The organism is Catellatospora paridis (assembly GCF_009720365.1).
Lineage (GTDB): Bacteria > Actinomycetota > Actinomycetes > Mycobacteriales > Micromonosporaceae > Catellatospora > Catellatospora paridis.
This window is the reverse complement of record NZ_ML769321.1, coordinates 194,718-217,952: the sequence shown is the minus strand read 5'-3', so window position 1 is coordinate 217,952 and position 23,235 is coordinate 194,718. Positions and strand designations below refer to the sequence as shown.

The window sequence follows — 23,235 nt, the reverse complement described above, 5'->3', positions numbered from 1 at the left end:
AACGAGCGGCCCGCGGATCGACACGGCCCAGGAGAAGTCTCCCGCAACGCCCCGACCGGGCCCTGACTTTCTACTTGCACAAGTGGAAAGTTCTCGCATATGGTTTCCAGCATGGAAAGTATTGAGGTCGCGGAGCAGCTCAAAGCGGCCGAGCGCGGAGCCGCCGCCCCCTACGTCGACTACCCGCCCACCCCGTGGTGGTACGCCCCGGCCGTAGGAGCGTGGGTCGCTGCCATGATCGGCACCTTCACCTGGTGGCGCGAGAACGCCGGACTGTTCGTGGGCTCGCTGGTGGCCCTGATCGCCGTCGAGATCCTGTTCATCACCTGGATGCGCCGTCGGCACGGCGCGCTGCCCATGCCGGGCAAGGGCACGCCGCCCGCCGAGATCGCCGGAGTCTGGCGCGGATTTGCGGCAGCACTGCCCGTCATCGCGCTGCTCGTCGCGGCCACCTGGTGGCTCGGCGGCGTCCCGGCGGCCGCCGCTGCCTCGTTCGTCCTCGTGACCGCGGGCCTGGCCGTCTATGAGCGCCGCTACGCCGTGGCCGCCGCCGACACCCGGGCCCGCCTGCGATGATCGACGGACTGGACCCGGTCATCCATGTGCCCAAGCGCCTGGCGGCCATGGCCGTCCTGGCCAACGCCCCCTCGGTGTCGTTCCGGTTCCTCAAGGACCATCTGCGTCTCACCGAGTCGGATCTGTCGAAGCAGATGTCCACCCTGGAGTCCGCCGGCTACGTCAGTTCGGCGAAGGACGGCCACGGCCGCGGCAGCAGCACGAGCTACCGGATCACGAAGGCCGGTCAGCAGGCCTACGACAGTCACTGCGCGGCCTTGCGAGCACTGATCGGCGGCGCCTGACGCGGGGCCGTCACGGACGGCCCCGCGCGGTTGTCGGGTCTACTCGCCCTTCGGGTCCGGGCAGCTGATCTGGACCGTCACGGTGCCGGTCTGCCCGTTGGCGGAGACCGTGATGACGGCCTGACCGGACCAGGTCGGGTTGGTGTCGGCCCAGGCGTTGTGGAAGTAGCCCAGGCCGTTGCCGCTGCCGTCGGTGGTGAAGGTGTCGTCGTGGTCGTGGCCGCGGGCGGTGCTCGCGGTGTACGCGGTATGGGGCAGGCCGCCGGTCACCGCGACGTACACCTGTGCACCGAGGTCGTTGCAGCCGTCGAGAGTGCTGGTCAGCTGGCCGACCGGCGTCTGCGCGGTGTCGGCGAGGGCGACCTCGTGGGCGGCGAGCGCCGTGGCGAGCGCGAAGCCGGCGACGCCGAGCGCCCGGAATGCGTTGATCCGAAGGGTGGACACGTTGACCCCGTTTCGTGACGGTTCCGGCGGCGTGTCCGCCGAAACTTCCGACCACAGTAGACAGTCGCCATGCCCCATGGGGGGCACGCACCGACGCAGGCTGTCCGCCCCGGCCACCGCCTCGGGGGTTCACCGGCAGCCGGTGCAGCTGACCAGCCGAAATCATGCACGAACCCCGCCGCGCTGGGCGATAATGGTCCGGAACCCCCGTCGAACATGGACCACACCACGTCCATGCGCACGATGGGGGCAGACGATGGCACGCACGGTGGCCGATCTGATGGTCGCGACGTTGAAGGCCTCGGGCGTGCGCCGGATGTACGGGGTGCCCGGCGACTCGCTGAACGGCCTCACCGACGCGCTGCGCCGCGACGGCGGCATCACCTGGCAGCACGTACGCCACGAGGAGGCCGCGGCGTTCGCCGCCGCGGGCGAGGCCGCGGTGACCGGCGAGCTGGCGGTCTGCGCGGGCAGTTGCGGGCCCGGCAACCTGCACCTGATCAACGGCCTGTTCGACGCCAACCGCAGCCGCGTGCCCGTGCTGGCGATCGCCGCCCAGATCCCCCGCGACGAGATCGGCTCCGGCTACTTCCAGGAGACCCACCCGCAGGACCTGTTCCGCGAATGCTCCGTGTACACCGAACTGGTCAGCATCCCGAGCCAGCTGCCATGGGTCCTGCAGATCGCGATGCGCACGGCCCTGGCGCGCAGCGGAGTCGCCGTCGTCGTCGTGCCCGGCGAGGTGTTCCTCGCCGACGCGCCGGCCGACGCCAAGCCGATGTCGATCCGCCCGGTGACGCCGCTGGTCCGGCCCGCCGACGCCGCGCTCGACGCCGCGGCCTCGGTCCTGAACGCCGCCGAACGGGTGACCATCCTCGCCGGGGCGGGCTGCGCGGACGCCCACGACCGGCTGCTCGCGATGGCCAGGGCGCTACAGGCGCCGGTCGTGCACGCGTTCCGCGGCAAGGAGTTCGTCGAGTACGACAACCCGTACGACGTGGGCATGACCGGGCTGATCGGCTTCAGCTCGGGCTACCGGGCGATGGAGCACTGTGACGCGCTGCTCATGCTCGGCACGGACTTCCCCTACCGCCAGTTCTATCCCGAGGGCGTGCCGGTGGTGCAGGTCGACGTGCGGGGCGAGCAGATCGGCCGCCGGGTGCCCGTCGACGTGCCGCTCGTCGGCACGGTCCGCGACACCGTCGACGCGCTGCTGCCCAGGCTCACCGCCAAGACCGACTCGGCGCACCTGGACCGGATGACCGCCCACTACCGGCGCGCCCGCAGCAGGCTCGACAGCCTGGCGAAGTCCGCGGCCGACGAGTCACCGCTGCACCCGCAGCACGTCACCGCCGTCATCGACCGGCTCGCCGCCGACGACGCCATCTTCACCGCCGACGTCGGCACGCCGTGCATCTGGGCCGCCCGCTACCTGCACATGAACGGGCGGCGGCGGCTCATCGGCTCCTTCAACCACGGGTCCATGGCCAACGCCCTGCCGCAGGCCATCGGTGCGCAGGCCGAGCACCCCGACCGCCAGGTCGTGTCGCTGTCCGGCGACGGCGGGCTGGCGATGCTGCTCGGCGAACTGATCACCCTGCACCAGATGCAGTTGCCGGTGAAGGTCGTCGTGTTCAACAACGGCTCGCTGTCGTTCGTGGAACTCGAGATGAAGGCCGCCGGCTTCGTCACCTTCGCCACCGACCTGGACAACCCCGACTTCGCCGCGATCGCCGAGGCCGCCGGGCTGTTCGGGGCGCGCGTGGACAAGGCAGGCGACCTGGAGGACGCGCTCCGAGCCGCCTTCGCGCACCCCGGCGCGGCCCTGGTCGACGTGCGCACCGCCCGGCACGAGCTGTCCCTGCCGCCCAAGCTCACCTTCGGCCAGATCAAGGGCTTCACGCTGTACGCCACCAGGACCATCCTGTCCGGCCGCGGCTCGGAGATCGTCGAACTGGCCAAGACGAACCTGCGCGACCTCGACGCCGAATGACCGGCGCGCCCGGCCGCTGAACAGCGGGACAACCTGCCCACAACCCCGTCACAACCCCGGTCGCGTTCGCTGTGCGCAGCGGCCGGGACCACCGGCCCGTTCCCGGCACAGCAGCCGTGCGGTCCACCGGACCCGCGGCGGAACGGAGTCCCCCATGCAGACCCCATCCCTCCTCCGCAGGATCGGCGTGTTCGGCGCGCTGACCGGCGTCGCGCTCGCGGCGGGCCTCGCCGTCGGCAGCCCGGCGCAGGCCGCCACCACGCTGAAGGTCGCGACCGTCATCTGCCACGAGGAGACCGACGAGATCGGCGACGACAGCCCGTACTTCCTGGTCTTCGCCGCCAGCACGACCAACCCCGGGGCGACGGCCTTCGGCAAGTGGGGCCCCGGCGGCTGGGACGACGAGATCGCCAGCGGCGACTCGTACAGCCCGAACGCCTCGATCGTCAGCGGAGTGGGCAGCAGCACCTGGCGGCTCATCTCGCTGATGGTGGAGGAGGACTACGACAACGACCTCACGGCCGGTGAGATCGCCTGGATCGGCAACAACATGTACAACCAGTACCAGATCTCGTTCTGGAAGCCGGCCTCGACAATGATCTCCGAGATGCGCGCCGCGCTGCGCAACACCACCAGCCTGTACCTGTCCAACGACGACATGGTCGCCACGGCCAGCAGCACCATCGGCAGCTACGCCAGCTACGTGGGCGACGGCGGCTCGTACCAGGTCCGGTACACCCTGCCCTGATCCCGCGGCGTGGCCGGTGGTGGCCCGACGGCCGCCACCGGCCAGCGGCGCGCGCCGTCAGCGGGACGCGGAGACCATCACCGGGTGCTCGGCCAGTTCCACCCGCACCGCGGCACCGGGGCCCAGGCCCGAGGCCTGGCGGGTGGCGAGGTCGGCCTTGATCCCGATGCCGTCCGGCAGCTCCACGAACAACCGCGTGGTCGGCCCGAGGAAGGACACCGTCACCACCCGGGCCGGTCCGTCGACGTCCGCACTGACCCGCACGTCCTCCGGCCGGATCAGCACGTCGACCGCGGTCTGCGTGGGCACGTCGCCGATGACCGGCATCTGCTGCCCCGCGACCTCGACCCGGCCCGAACCGGTGAGCCGTCCCGGGATGCGGTTCATCGTGCCGACGAACTCCGCCACGAACGCGGTCGCCGGATGGTGGTACAGCTCGATAGGGGTGGCGCACTGCTCCAGCCGCCCGTCGCGCAGCACCGCGACCCGGTCGGCCATGGACAGCGCCTCCTCCTGGTCGTGCGTCACGAAGATCGTCGTGATGCCCAGGTTCTTCTGCAGCCGGGAGATCTCCTCCCGCAGGGTGAGCCGCACCTGCGCGTCCAGCGCCGACAGCGGCTCGTCCAGCAGCAGCACCCGCGGCTGCAGCGCCAGCGCCCGCGCGAGCGCGACCCGCTGCTGCTGGCCGCCGGAGAGCTGGTGCGGGAACCGGTCGCCCTGGGTGGGCAGGCCGACCATCGCCAGCAGCTCGTCGGCGCGGGCGCGGCGGGTCGCCGCGTCGACCTTGCGGATGCGCGGCCCGAACGCGACGTTGTCGCGCGCGGACAGGTTCGGGAACAGGCTGTACGACTGGAACACCATGCCCGCGTCGCGCTTGTTGGCGGGCACCCCGACGATGTCGACGCCGTCGACGAGCACCTGGCCGGAGTCCGGGTGGTCGAAGCCCGCGACCATCCGCAGCGCGGTCGTCTTGCCGCAGCCCGACGGCCCCAGCAGCGCGAGCAGCTCCCCGGGCGCGACGGTGAGGTCGAGACCGTCCAGCGCGACGGTGCTGCCGAACGTCCGGCGCAGGGCCCGGAACTCGACGCCGGCGCCCGGCTTCGTCTGCGTGATGGTCATGGTCATTCCTCGCTCGCGGTTTTGGCCCGGGTGCCCGCGCTCGACAGCGCCAGCAGCAGCAACCAGGTGATCAGGAGGCTGAGCAGCGACACGGCGACCGACAGTCGCGCCTCGCTGCCGCTGACCTTGACGATCCACACCGGGAACGTCTCGAAGGTCAGGATCCGGGCGATGGTGTACTCCCCCAGCACCAGCGCCAGCGTCAGGAACGCCGCCCCGGCCAGTGAGCTGCGCAGGTTCGGCAGCAGCACCCGGACGAGCACCTGCCACCAGCTCGCCCCGCAGTTGCGGGCGGCCTCGGTCAGGGTCGGCACGTCGATCGCGCGCAGCCCCGAGTCGAGGGACCGGAAGACGAACGGCAGCGCCAGCACCGTGTACGACAGCACCAGCGCGACCGGGAAGCGTTCGTCCTGTACGGCCAGGAAGGTCTGGTAGAGCGGGGTGTCGGACAGCCGTTCCGGGCCGAGTTGCAGGATGGAGCCGATCCCGGCGACGAAGGCGATCGGCGGCACCACCAGCGGCAGGGTGCACAGCACCTCGACGACGGTGCCGAGCCGGCCGGGCCGCAGCCGCACCGCGACCATCGCGGGCACCACCAGGGCCAGCACCAGCACGATCGTGGCGACGGCCAGCAGCAGGGACAGCCCGAGGCCGTCGGTGAAGCCGGGTGCGCCGAGGATGTCGGCGTACGCCTGGCCGGTCAGGCCCTGTCCGGGCACGTCGACGGTGAACACGAACGACGCCACCAGCGGGGCGGCGAAGTAGAGCCCGAACACGGCCAGGACGAGGCCGTGCCAGACGCGGGTCCGGCGGGTCAGCGCAGCCATCGGGCGCTCCGTCGTTGCAGGGGCAGGTAGATGGCCATGACCAGCCCGGCCACGATCACCATGTCCAGGGCCAGCGCGGAGGCCACGCCCTCCTGACCGATCAGGACGTTGCCTGACAGCGCGTCGGCGATCTGCAGCGTGACCAGGGGCAGCACGCTGCCGACCATGGCCGCGGCGGTGGCGTACGCGGCGAACGCGGTGCCGAACAGCAGCACGAAGCCGCCGAGCAGCGACGGGCCGAGCACGGGTAGGCCGATCAGCCGCCAGAACTGCCAGCCGGTGGCGCCGCAGTTGGCCGCGGCCTCCCGCCACTGCGGCCGCAGCCCGTCCAGTGCCGGGGCGATGACCAGGACCATCAGCGGGATGAGGAAGTACAGGTAGACCACGGCCAGCCCGGCCGGGGTGTAGAGGCTCCAGCCGGCCTCGGTTAGGTGCAGCAGCTCGGTCATGACGCCCGAGATGCCCAGGGTGGCGATGAACGCGAAGGCCAGCGGCACGCCGCCGAAGTTGGCCAGCACGCCGGAGGCGGTGACGACGAGGTTGCGCAGGCCGGGCAGGCGGCTGGCGACGACGGCCTGGGCCAGCAGCGTGCCGAGCACCACGCCGAGCGCGGCGGTGATCAGCGACAGCTTGATGCTGCTGGTGAGCGCGTCGAGGTAGGCGCCCTGCACGGAGCGGCTCAGGTTGGCGGCGGTCAGCGTGGTCGTGTCGGTGGCACGGTCGGTGACGGTGACCGCGCCGATGCCGACCGCCACCATCGGCAGCCCGAAGAAGACGGTGACGAACACCAGCAGCGGCAGTGCCGCCAGCGTGGCGGAGCTGCGGCGGGGGCGGGCCCCCGCCCGGCCGGACACCGCGGGGGCGGTGTCGGGCACGGGCGGGGACACGGTCGTGGCGACGGTCGGCATCGGTCAGCCGGCCAGGGCCTTGGCCCAGTTGGCGACCAGGTCGGCCTTGGCCTTGTCGTTCTGGGCGGGGGTCGGGAAGCTCGGCTCGCCGTCGACCTTCGGCAGCGCGGCGACCAGGTCGGCCTGGGCCGAACCGTCGGTGATCATGCCGGGCAGCAGGACGGGGCGGGCGAAGCCCTTCAGCCACAGGTTCTGGCCCTCGGCGCTGTAGAGGAACTCCTCCCACAGCCGCGCGGCGGCGGGGTGCGGCGCGTCGAGGTTGATGGCCTGCGAGTAGAAGTTGGCGTACTTGCCGTCGGCGGGGATGGCGACCTTCCAGTCGAGTCCCTTGGCGGCGAACTGCTTGGCGTAGCCGGCGTTGAGGTAGTCCCAGTCCAGGCTGATCGGGGTCTCGCCCTTCTCGACCGTGGCCGGGGTGGACTCGACGGGGATGAAGTTGCCGGACTTGTGCAGCGCGGCGAAGAAGTCGATGCCGGGCTGGATGTTGTCGAACGAGCCGCCGTTGGCCAGCGACGCGGCGTACACCGCGGCGATCGCCGAGCCGGACTTGGTCGGGTTGCCGTTGAGGGCGACCTTGCCCTTGTACTCGGGCTTCTTCAGGTCGGCGAAGGTCTGCGGGCAGACCGCGATGCGCTTGGCGTCGCAGCCGATCGAGACGTAGCCGCCGTAGTCGTTGAACCAGCGGCCTTCGGCGTCCTTCTGCGAGGCCGGGATCTTGTCCCACGCGGCGACCTTGTACGGCGCGAACAGGCCCTCCTGCGCACCGCTGATGGCGAACGCGACGCCGAGGTCGAGCACGTCGGGAGCCCGGTCCTGGCCCTTGAGGGTCTTCACCGCGGTGATCTCGTCGGAGCTGGACCCGTCCGGGTTGTCGCTGTTGACCTTGATGCCGTACTTCTTGCTGAAGGTGTCGATGATCTCGCCGTAGTTGGCCCAGTCCGGCGGCAGCGTGATGACGTTGAGCTGGCCCTCCTTCTTGGCGGCGGCGACCAGGGCGTCCATGCCGCCGAAGTCGGCGAGCGAGACGGCCTTGTCGGCGGCCACGCCGGAGGGGGTGGTGGGCGCCTCCTCCTTCGCGCCGCACGCGGCGGCGGCCAGGGCGGTGGTCAAGGACAGCGCCAGGACGGCGGCCACGCGGCCGGTCCGGCGGGAGAAAACGGAGTGCATCTGCTGGTCTCCCAGGTGTGTCGGGTTTGCAGGCGAGCCCAGTAGGCACGCCGGGGGTGTCGGGGAGCTGAACTGCGTGACATCAATCGGCCGCGCCGGACTGAACAAGGCAGGCGACCGGCACGGATCGTGTGCGAGGTCACCGGCCGTGCGGTTCCCGGCGACGGCGCGGTGCCGCCGGGAGCCACCGGTCATGGCTGCCCGAGCAGCGCGGGCAGTTCGGCCACGGCGGCCAGCAGGTGGGTCGCGCCCGCGGCGGCCAGGTCCGCGCGGCTGTGCGCGCCGCCGAGCACCCCGGCGACGACACCCGCGCCGGCGCGTACGCCGCAGCCGATGTCGTTGACGCTGTCGCCGGCCACGGCGATCGCGCGCACGTCGTCGACGCCCAGCCGCAATGCGGCGTGCAGCACCAGGTCCGGGTACGGCCGGCCGCGCAGCCCGTCGCCGGGCACCAGGGCCAGGTCGACCAGGTCACGCCAGCCCAAGGCGTCGATGATCGCGTCCTGGGTGGGCTTGGCGAACCCGGTCGTGAGCACGACCGCGACACCGGCTTCGCGCAGTGCGGCGATCGCTTCCGCGGCCCCGGGCAGGGCGCTGACCTCGCCCGCGCCGACCAGGTCCGCATAGGCCCGCTCGAACGCCGCGTTGGCGCGCTGGGCGGCTGCCTCGTCGCCGTCGAAGATCTCCCGGAACACGACGATCTTCGACATGCCCATGGTGCGGCGCACCACGGTCAGCCCGGCGGCGTGCCCGCTGGTGCCCGGTTCGATGCCCTGGGCGACCAGCGCGACCGAGGCGGCCCGCTCCACCAGGCCCCCGTCACTGACTGTGGTGCCCGCCATGTCGAGGCAGGCCAGCCGAAGTCGGGGCAGTTCGGTCCAGGGGTGGTTCACGCGAAGGTCTCCTCTGCGATCGCCGGGGACAGGGTCATGCCCCGGCCGCCCGGTCCGGTCACGACGGTCACGCCCGGCGCGGGCTGCGCCCGGTGGTAGATCGCGTCGTCGGTGGTCTGCGAGTACACGCCGGCCCAGCGGCGTACGGTCGGCGGCAGCGTCCGGCCGAGCAGCTGCTCGGCGACGGCCCGCACGTAGTCGTAGTACCGCTCGTCGACGTCGAAGGCGAACGGCTCGGCGTACTCGTGGGTGTCGCCGATGGTCAGGCTGCCGTCGAGGCGCTGCACCAGCAGGAGCTGCATCTTCCCGGCCGCGGCGACCGGGGCCTGCGGTGGCAGCGCGGCGAGCGCGGGCGTCTGCCAGGCCGGGTAGTAGCGCAGCGAGTCGCCGTCGGCCAGCGATGTGGTCAATGGCTCGTCGAGCGGCGCGGTCTGCATCATCTGCAGGCGCACCCGCCGCAGCGGCGCGGCCGACAGGTGCGCCCCGGACAGTCCGGTGTGGGCGGCGCCGGTGCACTGCACGACGAGGTCCCCGTCGTGGCGCGAGCCCAGGTGGTCGACGACCGACGGCCCGCCGGACAGCTCGCGGACCTCGCGGCCGGGCAGCCACTGGTAGCGGCCGGTGGCCGTCAGCGCGTCGCGCAGCGCCTGCGGCACCTGCCGCGACTCGACCGCGGCGTCGCGCTCGCACAGCACGGCGGCCAGCAGCTCGCCGCGCACCGCGGGGTTGACCCGCCGGACCTCGTCGGGCTCCAGCAGCCGCAGGCCGCGCTCGGCGGCGTCGGGCCGGGCGCAGACCTCCTGCGCGACGGCGAGTTCCGCGGGGGTGCGCAGGACCGTCAACGAGCCGTTGGCGCGGAACCCGACGCCGGGCACGTCCTGCCCGATCCCCTCCCACAGCAGCCGCGCACGCAGCGCCAGGTCCAGTTCCGGCCCGGCGGCCCGGCCGGAGACCCAGACCAGGCCGAAGTTGCGCACGCTCGCGCCGCGGGCACCCTCCTCGCGTTCGAGGTGCACGACCTCGTGGCCGCGCCGCACGGCAGACCGGGCGTGCATCAGCCCCAGTACGCCGCCGCCGACGATGATCACGCGCATGGTGCCGCCTTCCGAGTGCTTGTGTAGACAACCTCGGCGCTGACTGTCCAGGCGGACGGTTGACGGAATGTGAACACCGGTTGCTGCCAGCAAGAAGGCTGTCGCAACGGGCAGCCGTCCTGTCTAGCCCGCTTTAGGATGTCGGGATGGACGTCCCGACCTATCTGGTGCTGGCCGACCGGCTCGAACGCGAGCTGGCCGCCGAGCCCGCGGGCGCGCGCGTGCCGTCCGAACACGAGCTGGCCCGGCGGCACGCCGTGAACCGGCTGACCGCCCGGGCCGCGCTGGACGAGCTGGAGCAGCGGCGGGTCGTGCGCCGGCGGCGCGGCAGCGGCACGTTCGTGAGCCGCCGCTACGACCTGGTCGTCACGCCGCGGTCGGCGCTGAGCTGGTCACAGGTCGTCCGGGCGGCCGGCGGCAGCGCCCGGGCCGAGGTCGTCGACGCCCCGGCACAGGCCCCGCCCGAAGACCTCGGCGACGGCGTGGACGTGCTGGTGCTGCACCGTGTCGGCTGGGTCGACGGGCAGCGGGCCCTGTGCAAGACCAGCTGGCTCGCCACCGACCTCGTGCCCGGCCTGCACGAGGCCCTGCCCCGGCACGACTCCCTGTTCACCGCCCTGGAGCAGGCCTACGGCCTGCGCCCGCGGCGGCACGCCCTGCGCGCCGAGATCACGGCCCCGCCCCCGGCCGTCCGCGAGATCCTGGACCTGCCCCGCAACACCGAGGTCGTCTGGATCGCCAGCCGCACCGACAGCGAACGCACCGGCCGCACCGTCGAGGTCACCCACTCCTGGCTGCGTGCCGACCTGTTCCGCCTGGTGGTCGACCTGCGGGCCTGATCGGGCCGCCCCCGCGGGCACTGGCATGATCGCGCCCGTGACGACACGCGTAGCCCTGATCACCGGCAGCTCCCGCGGACTGGGCCGGGTGATCGCCCGGCGGCTGGCCCGCGACGGCATGGCCGTGGCCGTCAACGGCCGCCAGGAGAAGCCCCTCGCCGAGCTGGTCGACGAGATCCGCGCCGAGGGCGGCACCGCGGGCGCGTTCCCCGCGGACGTCACCGATGAGCAGGACGTGGCCCGGCTGGCCGACGCGATCGCCGCGCAGCTCGGCCCGGTGGACGTGCTGGTGCTCAACGCGACCGGGCCGCAGCCCGAGGCGCGGATCGCCGACGCCGACCGGGCGGCTTTCGAGGCGCAGCTGGCGTTCTTCGTACACAGCCCGGTGCTGCTCGGGCGGGCGCTGACGCCCGGCATGATCGCGCGCGGCTACGGGCGCATCGTGCACCTCGACTCGGAGGTCGCCGACCGGCCGCAGCCGGGCTGGTCGGCATACGCCACCGCGAAGAACGCGCAGATCGGCCTCGCCCGTGCCTGGGCGCGTGAGCTGGCCCCGCACGGCATCACGGTGAACAGCGTCGCGCCCGGGTGGATCCCGGTCGAGCGGCACGAGGGCTCCTCGGTGGACGGTTACCTGGCCACGGTGCCCGCCGGGCGGATGGGCACGCCGGACGACATCGCGCACGTGGTCGCCTTCCTGGCCGCCGAGGGCGCGGGCTTCGTCACCGGCCAGCGCATCGTCGTCGACGGCGGCCGCAGCCTGCACAGCTGAGCCCAGCCGTGTCTCGGTAACGGCACCCGGCAGCCGGATTTGTCATAAAATCCGGTGATGTGGCCGCCGCGCGGACCGCAGCGCCGACCGGGTGCGCGGCCGGCGGGGCACCGGGAGGCGAGATGGCTGCCACGGCCTCGACCGCCGCGGGCTCGGCGCACGAACTCGACCTGGCGTGCACGGTCAACGGCGAGCCGGTGCGGCTGCGCGTCGACACCCGCGAGTCGCTGCTCGACGTGCTGCGGGAGCGGCTCGGCGTGACCGGCCCGAAGAAGGGCTGCGACCACGGCCAGTGCGGCGCGTGCACGGTGCACCTCGACGGCCGCCGGGTGGTGTCCTGCCTGACGCCCGCGGTGCAGGTCACCGGTGCCGACGTGACCACGGTCGAGGGCGTGGCCGGGCCCGACGGCGAGCTGCACCCGCTGCAGCAGGCGTTCATCGACCACGACGCGCTGCAGTGCGGCTACTGCACCCCCGGACAGATCATGTCCGGGCTGGCCTGCCTGGCCGAAGGGCACGCCGGGGACGACGACGAGGTGCGCGAGTACATGAGCGGCAACCTGTGCCGGTGCGGGGCGTACGCAGGCATCGTCGCAGCGGTGCGGGCCGTCGCCGAGCAGGGGCGCTGAGGCGTGCGCCCGTTCGCGTACACGAAGGTCGAGACCCTCGCCGAAGCCGTGGACGCGCTGGCGGCGGCCGGTCCGCAGGCGCGGCTGCTGGCGGGCGGCACGACACTGTACGACCTGATGAAGCTGGAGATCGAGACCCCGTCGGCGGTGGTGGACGTGCACCGGGTCGCCGACCTGGCCGGCTTCGACACCTCCGGCGACCGGGAGCTGGTCTTCGGCGCGGGCGCGCGGATGGCCGACGTCGCCGAGGACGGCAGGCTGCGCCGCGACTACCCGGCGCTGTCGGAGTCGCTGTGGCGGGCGGCGTCGCAGCAGCTGCGCAACATGGCCACACTCGGCGGCAACCTGCTGCAACGCACCCGCTGCCCGTACTTCCGGGGCGGGGAGCCGTTCGCATGCAACAAGCGCAGCCCAGGCAGCGGCTGCGCCGCGCAAGAAGGCCTCGACCGCTCGAACGCGCTGTTCGGTGGGAGCGAGGCGTGTATCGCGGTGTATCCGGGCGACTGGGCCACGGCGCTGGTCGCGTTCGACGCCGAGGTGGACGTGCACGGGCCGGGCGGGGCACGCAGCCTGCCGCTGGCCCGGCTGCACCGCGAGCCGGGCGACACCCCGCAGCACGAGCACAACCTGGCACCCGGCGAGATCATCACCCGGGTCCGGGTGCCCGTGACCCCGGCGGGCCGCGGGTCGGCCTACCTGAAGATCCGCGACCGGGAGTCGTACGCGTTCGCGCTGGTCTCCGCGGCGGTCGCGCTGACCCTGGACGGCGACGGCCGGGTCGACGAGTGCCGCATCGCCGTCGGCGGCGTGGCCACCCGTCCGTGGCGGGTGCCCGCGGCCGAGCAGGCACTACGCGGGAACGCGATCACCGAGGCGAGCGCCCGCGCCGCCGGGGAGGCCGCATTCACCGGCGCGCGCCCGGGCCGCGCCAACGCGTTCAAGATCGAGCTGGGTACGCGCACCGTCGCCGACGCGGTGCGCCTGGCCGGAAGCAGGGCGGTCGGATGAGCCCAGAACCCCAGGACACGCAGCCCGTCGACACCAGGCGCGTCGACGCCCGCGAGAAGGTCACCGGCGCCGCGCTGTACGCCACCGACCTGCACCCCGACCAGCTCGCCCACGCGACGCTGGCCACCGCGACCATCGGCCGCGGCCGCATCGCCGAACTGGACGTCTCCGCCGCCGCCGCGGTGCCCGGCGTCCTGCTCGTGCTCTCCCACCTCGACCACCTGGACCTGCAGTCCCCGGGTTTCGTCATGGGCGGCGGCTACGGCGTGCAGAGCCTGCAGCCGCTGCTCGACGACCGCATCGCCTACCGCGGCCAGGCAATCGCCCTGGTCGTCGCCGAGACGCTGACCGCCGCGACCGAGGCCGCCAACCTGGTGCGCGCCCGCTACGAGACCGAGCCGTTCGCGGCCACCCTCGACTCCCCCGGTGTCGAGCGGCTGTCCCAGCCCGCGACCATCCCGCTGCCGTTCCTCGCCGACCTCGACGTCGGCGACGCCGAATCCGCGTACGCGACCGCCGCGCTGCACGTCGACGCCACCTACGACCAGCCGGCGCAGCACCAGAACCCGATGGAGCTGATCGGCGCGACCGTCTCCTGGCGCGGCGACACCCTGGTCGTGCACGAGGGCACCCAGAACGCCGGCGCGATCCGCCACGGCCTGGCCCAGCAGCTCGGCATCGACGCCGCGAACGTCGAAGTCATCTCGCCGTACACCGGCGGCGGGTTCGGGCAGAAGAACTCGCTCCAGATCCACATCGGGCCGCTGGCGCTGGCCGCGCGTAGGCTCGGCCGCCCGGTCAAGCTCGTCGTGTCCCGCGCCCAGCTGTTCCACCACACCAGCTTCCGGCCCGCGAGCCGGCACCGGATCCGGCTGGGCGCCGACGAGCACGGCCGTATGGTCGCCGCGATCCACGAGGTCGAGCACCAGACCTCCCGGCACGACCTGTTCCCGCTGATGTACACCGAGATCACCTCCCGGCTGTACGGCATCCGCGACTTCCGCGGCCGGCAGACCTTCGCCCGGATGGACACCCAGAGCCCCGGCTTCATGCGCGCCCCGTTCGAGCACCCGGCCGCGTTCGCGTTCGAATCCGCCGTCGACGAGCTCGCCTACGCCGCACACCGCGACCCGCTCGAATTCCGGCTCGCCAACGACACCACCGTCGACCCGGTCAGCGGCGAGCCGTTCTCGTCCCGCCACCTGGCCCAGTGCCTGCGCCGCGGCGCGAAGCGCTTCGGGTGGAGCGCCCGTCAGCAGCGCCCGGCGAGCATGCGCGCCGAAGACGGGTCACTGGTCGGCTGGGGCGTCGCGGTCGGCGCGTACCCCGCCTCGATCGTGCCCTCCGCCGCGCACCTGGTGGCCGGCGCCGACGGCCGGATCCGCGTCGAGGTCGACGGGCACGAGATGGGCCAGGGCATCCGCTCGACCATCGCCATCCTGGTCGCGGAGAACCTCGGCATCGGTGTGCACGACGTCGACATCGTCGTCGGCGACACCCGCGTCGCCACCCAGCACCTGACCGCCGGATCCTGGGGCACCGCGTCCACCCTGGGCGCCGTGCATGCGGCGCTGCGCGCGCTGCGCGAACAGCTCGGCATGGATACCCGCGGCCCGGTGGACGTCGCGTCCGCCGTCCGCGCGACCGGCCGCGACCAGGTCGAGGCCCGTGCCGAGACGCTCGGACCCGGCCAGACCGAGCAGGACGCCGAGCACGCCCGCAAGGGCCTGCCCACCCTGTCCGGGCCGGAGTTCCCCGGGTACAGCACGTTCAGCTGGATCGCCCACTTCGTCGAGGTGCGCGTCGAGCCGACGACCTGCCGCATCCGCGTGCCCCGCGTCGTCAGCGTCGCCGACTGCGGCCGGGTGGCCAGCCCCGTCACCGCCGCCAGCCAGGTGCGCGGCGGCATCGTCTGGGGCATCGGCGCGAGCCTGCGCGAAGCCGGCGCGGTCGACCCCCGCTACGGCGGCTTCCTCAACAACAGCCTCGAGGAATACCCGGTGCCGGTCAACGCCGACATCGGCACCCTCGACGTCGACTTCATCGGCGAACCCGACCTGCGCTTCCACCCCGTCGGGGTCAAGGGCCTCGGCGAGGTCAGCATGGTAGGCGTCGCCGCGGCCGTCGCCAACGCCGTCTTCCACGCCACCGGCGTACGCCACCGCCGCCTGCCGATCCGCATCGAGGACGTGCTCGCCGGGACGACCGCGTAGGCGGTCGTGCCCGCTGTGTGCCGCCTGTGATCACTGAACGTCCCCTGTGCACAATCCGCTCATCCAGGCATAGAACCGGCACCCTCGCGCCCTACTGCCAGGACTGTCGGAGGTTGCCTGGGCGCTTCGCCGAGGAACACGCGTCAGCGTCGGAAGCTCACCGATCCCAAGGAGCCTCGCATGATGAAGTTCTCGAAGAAGACCCTGGTCACGGCCGGCGCAGCGGGCGTACTGGCGCTCGGCATCGCGGCGCCCGCCACGGCATGGGCAGCCGAAGGCAGCGGGTCCACGCCCGCCGCGACCTCGTCGCAAGGCAAGGACAAGGGCTACCAGCAGGCCGAGCATCAGCAGAAGCTGTCCGCGGCGCTCGCCAAGGAACTCGGCATCGACCAGGCCAAGGTCTCGGCCGCGCTGGAGAAGGTGCAGTCCCAACTGCGCCCGGACGGCAAGGCCCGTGACAAGTCCAACGACAGGACCGCCGACCGCACCCAGCAGCTCAAGGACCGGCTGGCCGCGGCGGTCAAGGCCGGCAAGCTGACCCAGGCCGAAGCAGACGCGATCACCAAGGCGGCCGAGGCGGGCGTCCTCGGCGGCCACGGCCACGCACCGGACCGTGCCTCCTCCAGCGAGTCCGGCAAGTGACCCGGCGGGCGGCGTCCGGAACATGCCGGACGCCGCCCGCTCGCGGTCAGACGTGAGGACGGTGTGAGCGAACCAGCTCATGCTGCGCTAACAGGACATGCGATGGGCTGTGCAGCATGAACGACGTGCGCACCTCGCTCCCCCGACGATTCCGCCCGCGCCGACATCCACTGGGCCACGGCCTCCGGCGGACGCCGAGCGGGCCCCGCGTCACCGTCGAGTTCCGGTAAGCGCTCCGCATCCCATGGCCCGCGTACTCCTGATCGACGATCATCGCCCGGCCCGCGAAGGCCTGCGCCTGGCGCTGACCCGGCATGGCCATACCGTCGACACCGCCGACAGCGGCGAGCAGGGCCTCGCCCGGCTGCGTACGTTCGCCGCCCAGGTCGTCGTCCTCGACCTGGCGCTGCCGGGCATGGACGGCTTCGACGTGTGCCGTCACCTGCGGGACGAAGGCGACCTGCCGATCATCGTGTTGACCGCCCGCGACGACGACATCGACGTCGTCGCAGCCCTGGAGGCGGGCGCCGACGACTACGTGGTCCAGCCGGTGCACGCCCGGATCGTCGAGGCACGCATCCGCGCAGTCCTGCGGCGTGCTTGCCGTACCTCGGGCAGGTCGGCTCGGCCCGAGGGGTCCGAGCAGCACGGCGCGCTGAGCATCAACCGGGCCTCGCTCTGCGTCGGCAAGGACGGCCGGCGCGTCCGGCTCGCCCCCACCGAGATGCGGCTGCTGCTCACCCTGTCGGCCACGCCCGGCCGGGTGCACAGCCGCCACCAGCTGCTGGAAGCCGTCTGGCAGCACGACTTCCTCGGCGACTCCCGCCTGGTCGACGCCTGCGTGCAACGCCTGCGCGCAAAAATCGAGGACGACACGACCACCCCGGTGTACGTGCAGACGGTGCGCGGCTTCGGCTACCGCTTCGGCCCAGTGTGAAGATCAGGTGGATGTCGCGCGCAGTCCCGAAGTGCTACGGTCCCCGCACTCACCAGGAGAGGGGTCCTCATGCGCCGGGTCGCATCGATGGTGTGCGCGGCACTGGCCAGTGTCGCGCTGACCGGCACGCCGGCCGCGGCACAGGCGCCGAGCGCCGACGTCGCGATCCAGTTGGTGTCGGCCAAGGTCGAGCTGGCGACGGTCAATCCCAACAGCGGCCTGTTCAAGGGCGACACCGGCATCGGCTACGTGACCGTCGTCGTGCGGACCCACAACTTCGGCCCGGAAAACACCGCGGACACCTCCGTCGTCAAGGACATCACCGCGCCACCCGGCACGGTGTTCCGGCAGCTGGATGAGAAGTACTTCGCGCAGTACCCCGGCCTGTGCACGGTCGTGACCGCGCACACCCACGTCCGCTGCAAAGTCAACGGCTCGATCTGGCTGGACACGTACAACGGCGGCAGCGGCGGCAACACGAGCACCCAATACTTCGTGCTCAAGAAGAAGTGCGTCTCCCCTGGCCGATACCGCCTGGACTACGCGGGCGACCCGAAGACGTCGAACAACTCCATCTCGATCGCGCTGAAGGTCCCCGGCGTCACCGCTGCCACCTGCGCCAAGCCCAAGCCGTCGCCGACCCGTACCGCGACCAGCCCCAAGCCGGCCGTCGCGGCCAGCCCGGCAGCGCCCTCGGCCAGCCCCTCGCCGACCCTGGCCAGCCCTTCGCCGTCCTCGGCGAGCCCAACCGTGTCCGAGTCGCCCAGCGAGACCATCGAGCCGTCGCCCTCGACGATCGCCCTCGCGGCGTCCGAGAGCTCCACTCTGAACAGCGGAATCGTTCTCGGCGGCATCGGAGCGCTCGCCGCAGTGGCCCTGGTGGCCGGGTTCTGGCTCTACGCCCGCCACCGGTCGACCGAAACGTCGTGATCAGGTTGTCGTAGGACGACCTACGGCAACCTGACCGCCGCCTGTCGGGTGCGATCACCCGACGGGCGGCGCCACTTCCCCGGCCGTCGCATACTGCCGGCCGGGTCGAGGCTGACGGCTCCGCAGTCGCGGCAGCTCGAAGAGCCACGACGCGCCCAGCGTGAGCAGTGCCCGGTGGATCAGCAGGCAGAGCGCGATCACGACCGCGGACAGCACCGCCGGATAGCACAGCGCCGCGATGATCTGGCCCGTGAACCCGAGGTTCGAGATCGGTTCGTGCAGCACCAGGTGCAGCAGTGCCAGCAGCGGCATGTGGATCACATAGATCGGCAGGGTACGGCGTCCGAGTGCGGCGAGCGGGCCGCCGATGGCGGGGCTTCGGGCCAGCCGGGCAGCGGCGGTCACGCCGAAGGCCACGGCGACGAGTCCGACGGCCAGCCATACGCCGGGCCATCGCTGCGCACCCGCGGCGGCCATGACGGCCAGCGCGCTCGCGTACGCGAGGAAGGAAAGCGCGAGGCGACGGCTGGTGGCGGTCTCCGCCCAGCGTTCGATGTGGGGCCGTAAATATGCGCCTGTCAGGAAGAACACCAGGTTCTGGTAGAGGCCGCCGCGGTCACCGGGGGTGGCGAGCACGCCCGATGCGGTGATCGCCGACAGAGCTGCGGCGGCAGCGAGGACCACGGTGCGCGGCACTCGGTGCAGCGCTTTGGCGATGACGAAGTAGGCCGCGAGGGCGTAGAGGTACCACAGGTTCGAGGGCGTGATCGTGAGCTGTTCCAGCAGGGCCAGGGCCGAGTCCGCGCGGGCGGTGGCGAAGTCCGGCACGGCGCTCAGGATCGCCGTGTGGATCAGCAGCCAGGCGGCGTACAGGTAGAGGAACTTGGCGACGCGCGATCGTGCGGTCTGTCGCCAGGTCCGGGCCAGGGCGGTGGTCGCGAAGACACCGGAGATGGTGAAGAACAGCGGCATCCGCAGCGGGAGCAGCTGTTCCCCGAGGGTGCCCCAGGCGCCGGGCAGGGGGATGCCGATGTGCCAGTCCACCTGCAGGTAGTCCTTCATGACCACGTGCCACAGCACGACGAGCACGATGCAGGCGCCTTTGGCGGTGTCCGCCCACAATGCGCGCGGCCTTGCTGCGGCCACGACGGTCGCCGACGGGGTGAGTTCTGTTCGCACCGCCCGAAACTGCCAACGCGATGTCCGCGCCCGTCGCGCGAACTGTCACGAGATCGTCACAAACGTGGTGTCGACGCGAGCCGACTGACGGGTCGGTCCCACCTGTGCATGCTGCCGAGGATGGCAGCAGGCACCAACCCGTCAACCAGCGGCAACGCACCCGCTGCGCCACGACGCGGCGGTACCGCGGCCACCTCGACCGCCGCTAAGCTCGTTGACCCGAATCGGTCAGCACCTGTACAGAGACACTTGTGATCTTGGCGTTGCTGCTGGTCAAGTAATCTAATGCGAGCCTGGCTGCGCCGACGATGGATGATTCTGGCGATCACGGCCCTCGCGCTGACGGTTTTCACAGCGGCGATATTGGCGAATGTGAGTGTCCTATTACATGGGATCAGCGGCAGCGTCAAATGAACTTCGTTGTCCGTGCACTCGATCACGTGAAGATCGCCGAACTACCAGGAGGCAGTCGCGAAGGGTCGACGCATTGTGGTGGCCTACGGCTTTCGCAACCCGCCAACCAGCGGCTACATACCAGTTGCGGCATCACCCGACGAGCCCGAGGACACCTCGACCCCCAGTAACTTCGCGGAGCCCGTAAAGCCCCTCCCCACAGCCCCGCGCGGCCCCGAGAGCTAGTCCAAATCCGTTGGACAGTCCCACAAAACGGAAACAGTCGTGCACGGCTGGTAGCGCAGTTGCTTGTAGGCGTAGGTGGCGGCCCGTCCCACAGGGCAAACGAGCAGAGCGGCGATGGCGCCGAAAGCGATGGCCGCGCGACGCATGGACAGAAACTTGCTGGTCAGACTGAGAGCTGCCGCACCACCCAGGGCGACTCCGCATAGCAACATTCCCCAGAAACCCTGCTCATGCACTTCGGCTGTGGATAGACCGCCATTCATGGAGAACCCAGTCACAAACCATATGCCAAGAAGCAGGACACAGGAGAGCAACCAGGAGACCGCGAGAAACCCGAGAACATTTCTGCTTTTACGCACGGCGGAGACTATAGAACCACGCGCCAATTCGACGGCCTGGGCGAGTTGTACGTCGCCGACCCGCGCTTCAACGCGAATTACGACCGGGACGGCACGGGCACAGCCGTTCTCGTCCGTGACGCGATGAAGGTCTACGCCGAGGTCAGCCGAGCGGCGGCAGGTCCACGGCGAGCACCCGGGCGCGCACCTGGAAGCCGACGCTGTCGTACAACCGGCGGGCGTGGTTGCCGTCGGCGACCTCCAGGCCGAGCCGCGGCAGCCCGGCCGCGTGGGCGCCGTGCATCGCGTGCACCAGCAGCACACGGCCGAGCCCGAGGCCCTGCGCCGGTGGCGCGACGCCCAGGTTGAGGATCCAGGCGCAGTCGTCGTCGGTCCACGGCACGGGCCCGGCGCACAGCACATGTCCGGCGCTGCGCCCGTCGGGTCCGGCGACCCGCGCCGAGGCCTCGGCCAGCGGCGGCACCGGGTCGCCGTGTTCGAACATGGACCTGATCTGCTTGGTGTCGCTGTCCTGCCACCGGCCGTCGGGGTGCTCGGGGCCGTACGCCGCGCCGAGCCCTTCGGCCAGGTCGTCGTCCCAGCCGGCGGGCCGCAGCGACCAGCCGGCGGGCAGCGGCGGAAGCGGCGGGAGGCCGGTCAGGTCGTGGTGCATCTCCGTGGCGGCTCGGCGCAGCCGCAGGCCGCCGTCGACCAGTGCGCGGGCGAGCGCGTCGTCGGGCGTGGTCAGCCGGCGTCCGGCGAGGTCGTGGCGGGCCTGCGCGGCGACCCGGTCAAGGTCTGCTCCGGGCACCGGCAGCACGCGCTCGGCGAGCAGGGTGCCGTCGTCCTCGCGCAGGCGCAGCCGGGCGAGCGGGGTGCCGTCGTCGGCGTGCAGCAGCGTGGTGACGGAGTCGGCGTTCTCGGAGCGCAGGGGCATCCCGGAACCCTATCGGGTTGATCTTTCCCGGCTCCGATGAGGTGAATAATCCCAGGTCAGGCTATCGTCGCGCGGGTGAAAACGGTGTGGTGGTGGGTTCCGCTGGGGTTCCTGACGGTGGCAGGCGCCCTCGTGTACCTCCGGCACGTCTGGCGGGTGGTGCCGGCGCTGTGGCGCGGTGAACACGAGGGTTCGCTGCCCGTCCGCCACGTGAGGATGTACGACGTCTTCCCGCGCAGCTACGTGACCGCACTGCTGCCGCTGTCCGCGATCGCCGGTTTCTTCCTGCTGCTCGGGCTGCAATTCGTGGTCGGCAAACTGACCCTCGCGCCGGCCAAGGGCGCCTTTGCGCTGATGGTCTTGACGGTGCCACTGACCGTGCTGCACTGGGTCGTCAACGCGTACAACCGGCCGCGCGCGCTGGTGCCGCCGGCTTACCGCGACCAGCCGGGCTGGGTCGAGGTGCGGCGCCGGCGGCGGTCGAACCGCCGCGCCGGACGGCCGGACACCGACCACCTCGTCGAGATCATCGACTTCGGCCCGCCAGGAACAGACCTGGAGGCGATCTGCACCGAGGACGGCTGCCGATGGCGGGCAGAGCCGGACCGCCACGCCCACGTGCCCGAGCTGAGCCTGCGGAACAAGGTCGCTCAGCACAGCTCACGGATCGCCGCGGACACGATCCGGCTGACCGCGGACGTCTGACCCGCGCTGATCAGATCCGGCCTCCCGGTGCGCTGAGCCAGGTCCGTATGCCGTCGAAGGCGTGCGGGCCGCTGTCGTCGGTGATGGTGCGGGCGAGGTCGGCGATGGTCGTCTCGCGCAGCGCCGCCCGCCAGGCCTGATCGGCGGCGCCCATGGCGCGGGCGATGGGGCAGGGCCTGGTGCAGGCCTCCGCCGGGGTGGCCAGCGGGCCGCGCTGGCGGATCTCGGTGCACACGAAGGCGGGCCGCGCGCCGTCGACGGCTTCGACGACGTCGAGCAGGGAAATGTCCTTGGGCGCCCTGGTGAGGACATAGCCGCCCGATTTGCCCTGCACGGAGCGCACCAGACCGGCCCGCGAGAGGTCCTGGAGCTGCTTGGCTAGATAGGTGCCGGAGACGTCGTGCAGCTCGGCCAGCCGCGACGCGGGCACCGGACGCTCCGCCGCGGTGAGCACCACGCAGCAGTGCAGGGCCCACTCGACGCCTGAGGACATTTTCACAATTCCAGTGTACCCGTTACTCGGACACGATCTGTCCGAGTACTGTCTCGGACAAGAAACATCCGAGTTTGCGGAGGAGAAGCACCATGAAGATCGTCATCATCGGCGGCACCGGCCTGATCGGCAGCAACGTCGCCAAGCGGCTGCGCGCCGACGGCCACGACGTGTTCGCCGCCTCGCCCAGCACGGGTGTCGACACCATCACCGGAGCCGGCCTGGACGACGCGCTCAAGGGCGCGGACGTGGTCGTCGACGTGGCCAACGGGCCGAACTTCGAGGACAACGCGATCATGGAGTTCTTCCGGACTTCCACCGGCAACGTGATGGCCGCCGAGAAGAAGGCCGGCGTGGGCCACCACGTGGCACTGTCGATCGTCGGCGCGGACCTCATCCCGGACAGCGGCTACATGCGCGCCAAGGTCGCCCAGGAGGAGCTGATCAAGGCCGCGGGCGTGCCGTACACCATCGTGCGGGCGACCCAGTTCATGGAGTTCACCAGCGCGATCGCACACGGCGGCACCCGCGGCGAGGCGATCCACCTGCCGCCGGCCATGATGCAGCCGATCGCCGCCGACGACGTCTCCGCCGCCGTCGCCGCCGCGGCCGAGGCCGAGCCGGTCAACGGCACCTACGACATCGCCGGCCCGGAGAAGATCGGCCAGGACGACCTGGTGCGCCGGCTGCTCGCCGCCGAGGGCGACGACCGCCAGGTGATCACCGACCCCGAGGCGACCTACTTCGGCGCCGCGGTGGCCAACACCTCGCTGCTGGCGCCGGCCGGCGAGGCGCACCTGGGCAAGACCGACTTCGCGGCGTGGTTCGCCGGCCGCGACGCCGCCTGAGCGACTTCGTCGTGGGGGCGCCGGGGCGGGCGGGGGGCGCACCGGCGGGCCCCACCCCCCCCCCCGGGGGGGG

25 protein-coding genes and 1 pseudogene are annotated in these 23,235 nt (G+C 71.8%); 15 read left to right on the top strand and 11 right to left on the bottom strand.

What is annotated here, in order from left to right; all coding sequences use genetic code 11:
• The first annotated feature begins 111 nt into the window (after nucleotides 1-111).
• A complete protein-coding gene (locus F9C41_RS24640) occupies nucleotides 112-576 on the top strand; it encodes a hypothetical protein (protein ID WP_155389205.1) in 465 nt (154 codons plus the stop codon).
• Entirely contained in the window at nucleotides 573-860 is a 288-nt protein-coding gene (locus tag F9C41_RS24635; protein ID WP_155389204.1) for a winged helix-turn-helix domain-containing protein, read from the top strand. Before F9C41_RS24640 ends, F9C41_RS24635 begins: the two co-directional genes overlap by 4 nt.
• A 39-nt stretch (nucleotides 861-899) precedes the next feature.
• On the opposite strand, the gene F9C41_RS24630 is transcribed toward F9C41_RS24635, so the two are convergent.
• On the bottom strand, nucleotides 900-1,304 hold the full coding sequence (locus F9C41_RS24630) for a hypothetical protein (RefSeq protein WP_155389203.1): 405 nt from the start codon (nucleotides 1,302-1,304) through the stop codon (nucleotides 900-902).
• Between the two features lie 256 nt (nucleotides 1,305-1,560).
• Between F9C41_RS24630 and poxB the strand changes: the two genes are divergently transcribed.
• Complete coding sequence (gene poxB, locus F9C41_RS24625; protein ID WP_155389202.1) at nucleotides 1,561-3,297, top strand: ubiquinone-dependent pyruvate dehydrogenase; 1,737 nt, start codon at nucleotides 1,561-1,563, stop codon at nucleotides 3,295-3,297.
• A 154-nt stretch (nucleotides 3,298-3,451) separates the two neighbouring features.
• Nucleotides 3,452-4,045, top strand: coding sequence for a hypothetical protein (locus F9C41_RS24620; RefSeq protein WP_155389201.1), 594 nt, complete (start codon nucleotides 3,452-3,454; stop codon nucleotides 4,043-4,045).
• Between the two features lie 57 nt (nucleotides 4,046-4,102).
• On the opposite strand, the gene F9C41_RS24615 is transcribed toward F9C41_RS24620, so the two are convergent.
• From F9C41_RS24615 to F9C41_RS24590, 6 genes are all read right to left on the bottom strand, one after another.
• A complete protein-coding gene (locus tag F9C41_RS24615) occupies nucleotides 4,103-5,164 on the bottom strand; it encodes an ABC transporter ATP-binding protein (protein ID WP_230689980.1) in 1,062 nt (353 codons plus the stop codon).
• 2 nt (nucleotides 5,165-5,166) lie between these two features.
• Nucleotides 5,167-5,991 (bottom strand): ABC transporter permease, encoded by an 825-nt coding sequence (locus F9C41_RS24610; RefSeq protein ID WP_155389199.1) that lies wholly within the window; start codon nucleotides 5,989-5,991, stop codon nucleotides 5,167-5,169.
• Nucleotides 5,979-6,899, bottom strand: coding sequence for an ABC transporter permease (locus F9C41_RS24605; RefSeq protein ID WP_230689979.1), 921 nt, complete (start codon nucleotides 6,897-6,899; stop codon nucleotides 5,979-5,981). Before F9C41_RS24605 ends, F9C41_RS24610 begins: the two co-directional genes overlap by 13 nt.
• A gap of 3 nt (nucleotides 6,900-6,902) precedes the next feature.
• The gene (locus F9C41_RS24600; RefSeq protein ID WP_155389198.1) at nucleotides 6,903-8,066 is read right to left on the bottom strand and encodes an ABC transporter substrate-binding protein; all 1,164 of its coding nucleotides are present in this window, start codon (nucleotides 8,064-8,066) and stop codon (nucleotides 6,903-6,905) included.
• Nucleotides 8,067-8,257: 191 nt separating this feature from the next.
• Entirely contained in the window at nucleotides 8,258-8,959 is a 702-nt protein-coding gene (locus F9C41_RS24595) for a phosphonatase-like hydrolase (RefSeq protein WP_269058968.1), read from the bottom strand.
• A complete protein-coding gene (locus F9C41_RS24590; RefSeq protein WP_155389197.1) occupies nucleotides 8,956-10,053 on the bottom strand; it encodes a TIGR03364 family FAD-dependent oxidoreductase in 1,098 nt (365 codons plus the stop codon). Before F9C41_RS24590 ends, F9C41_RS24595 begins: the two co-directional genes overlap by 4 nt.
• 146 nt (nucleotides 10,054-10,199) lie before the next feature.
• On the opposite strand from F9C41_RS24590, the gene F9C41_RS24585 reads away from it, so the two are divergent.
• The 8 genes from F9C41_RS24585 to F9C41_RS24550 all read left to right on the top strand — a co-directional run bounded on the left by F9C41_RS24585 (nucleotide 10,200) and on the right by F9C41_RS24550 (nucleotide 18,023).
• Nucleotides 10,200-10,892: a GntR family transcriptional regulator gene (locus tag F9C41_RS24585; RefSeq protein ID WP_155389196.1), complete on the top strand. Its 693-nt coding sequence runs from the start codon at nucleotides 10,200-10,202 to the stop codon at nucleotides 10,890-10,892.
• A gap of 37 nt (nucleotides 10,893-10,929) precedes the next feature.
• Entirely contained in the window at nucleotides 10,930-11,664 is a 735-nt protein-coding gene (locus F9C41_RS24580) for an SDR family NAD(P)-dependent oxidoreductase (protein ID WP_230689977.1), read from the top strand.
• Between the two features lie 122 nt (nucleotides 11,665-11,786).
• Entirely contained in the window at nucleotides 11,787-12,293 is a 507-nt protein-coding gene (locus F9C41_RS24575; protein WP_155389194.1) for a (2Fe-2S)-binding protein, read from the top strand.
• A gap of 3 nt (nucleotides 12,294-12,296) precedes the next feature.
• Nucleotides 12,297-13,301, top strand: coding sequence for an FAD binding domain-containing protein (locus F9C41_RS24570; RefSeq protein WP_155389193.1), 1,005 nt, complete (start codon nucleotides 12,297-12,299; stop codon nucleotides 13,299-13,301).
• A complete protein-coding gene (locus F9C41_RS24565) occupies nucleotides 13,298-15,514 on the top strand; it encodes a xanthine dehydrogenase family protein molybdopterin-binding subunit (protein ID WP_155389192.1) in 2,217 nt (738 codons plus the stop codon). Before F9C41_RS24570 ends, F9C41_RS24565 begins: the two co-directional genes overlap by 4 nt.
• A gap of 180 nt (nucleotides 15,515-15,694) precedes the next feature.
• The gene (locus F9C41_RS24560) at nucleotides 15,695-16,156 is read left to right on the top strand and encodes a hypothetical protein (protein WP_155389191.1); all 462 of its coding nucleotides are present in this window, start codon (nucleotides 15,695-15,697) and stop codon (nucleotides 16,154-16,156) included.
• A 244-nt stretch (nucleotides 16,157-16,400) separates the two neighbouring features.
• A complete protein-coding gene (locus F9C41_RS24555) occupies nucleotides 16,401-17,093 on the top strand; it encodes a response regulator transcription factor (protein WP_155389190.1) in 693 nt (230 codons plus the stop codon).
• Nucleotides 17,094-17,162: 69 nt separating this feature from the next.
• The gene (locus F9C41_RS24550; RefSeq protein ID WP_155389189.1) at nucleotides 17,163-18,023 is read left to right on the top strand and encodes a hypothetical protein; all 861 of its coding nucleotides are present in this window, start codon (nucleotides 17,163-17,165) and stop codon (nucleotides 18,021-18,023) included.
• Between the two features lie 54 nt (nucleotides 18,024-18,077).
• Here F9C41_RS24550 and F9C41_RS24545 read toward each other — a convergent pair whose 3' ends face one another.
• Nucleotides 18,078-19,202 (bottom strand): acyltransferase family protein, encoded by a 1,125-nt coding sequence (locus F9C41_RS24545; protein ID WP_230689975.1) that lies wholly within the window; start codon nucleotides 19,200-19,202, stop codon nucleotides 18,078-18,080.
• Nucleotides 19,203-19,837: 635 nt separating this feature from the next.
• Complete coding sequence (locus F9C41_RS24540) at nucleotides 19,838-20,200, bottom strand: hypothetical protein (RefSeq protein WP_155389188.1); 363 nt, start codon at nucleotides 20,198-20,200, stop codon at nucleotides 19,838-19,840.
• On the opposite strand from F9C41_RS24540, the pseudogene F9C41_RS42215 reads away from it, so the two are divergent.
• Nucleotides 20,099-20,323: pseudogene (locus tag F9C41_RS42215) on the top strand (TipAS antibiotic-recognition domain-containing protein); the annotation flags it as partial. The gene F9C41_RS24540 and the pseudogene F9C41_RS42215 sit on opposite strands and share 102 nt — an antisense overlap.
• Nucleotides 20,324-20,342: 19 nt before the next feature.
• On the opposite strand, the gene F9C41_RS24530 reads toward F9C41_RS42215, so the two are convergent.
• Nucleotides 20,343-21,116 carry a GNAT family N-acetyltransferase gene (locus tag F9C41_RS24530; protein ID WP_155389187.1) on the bottom strand — a complete coding sequence of 258 codons (774 nt, stop codon included), beginning with the start codon at nucleotides 21,114-21,116 and terminating at the stop codon, nucleotides 20,343-20,345.
• Between the two features lie 75 nt (nucleotides 21,117-21,191).
• Here F9C41_RS24530 and F9C41_RS24525 point away from each other — a divergent pair, with 75 nt between their 5' ends.
• Nucleotides 21,192-21,821, top strand: coding sequence for a hypothetical protein (locus F9C41_RS24525; RefSeq protein ID WP_155389186.1), 630 nt, complete (start codon nucleotides 21,192-21,194; stop codon nucleotides 21,819-21,821).
• 10 nt (nucleotides 21,822-21,831) lie between these two features.
• On the opposite strand, the gene F9C41_RS24520 is transcribed toward F9C41_RS24525, so the two are convergent.
• Nucleotides 21,832-22,314, bottom strand: coding sequence for an RrF2 family transcriptional regulator (locus tag F9C41_RS24520; protein WP_155389255.1), 483 nt, complete (start codon nucleotides 22,312-22,314; stop codon nucleotides 21,832-21,834).
• A gap of 92 nt (nucleotides 22,315-22,406) precedes the next feature.
• Between F9C41_RS24520 and F9C41_RS24515 the strand changes: the two genes are divergently transcribed.
• Nucleotides 22,407-23,162 (top strand): SDR family oxidoreductase, encoded by a 756-nt coding sequence (locus F9C41_RS24515; RefSeq protein ID WP_155389185.1) that lies wholly within the window; start codon nucleotides 22,407-22,409, stop codon nucleotides 23,160-23,162.
• The last annotated feature ends 73 nt before the right edge of the window (nucleotides 23,163-23,235 follow it).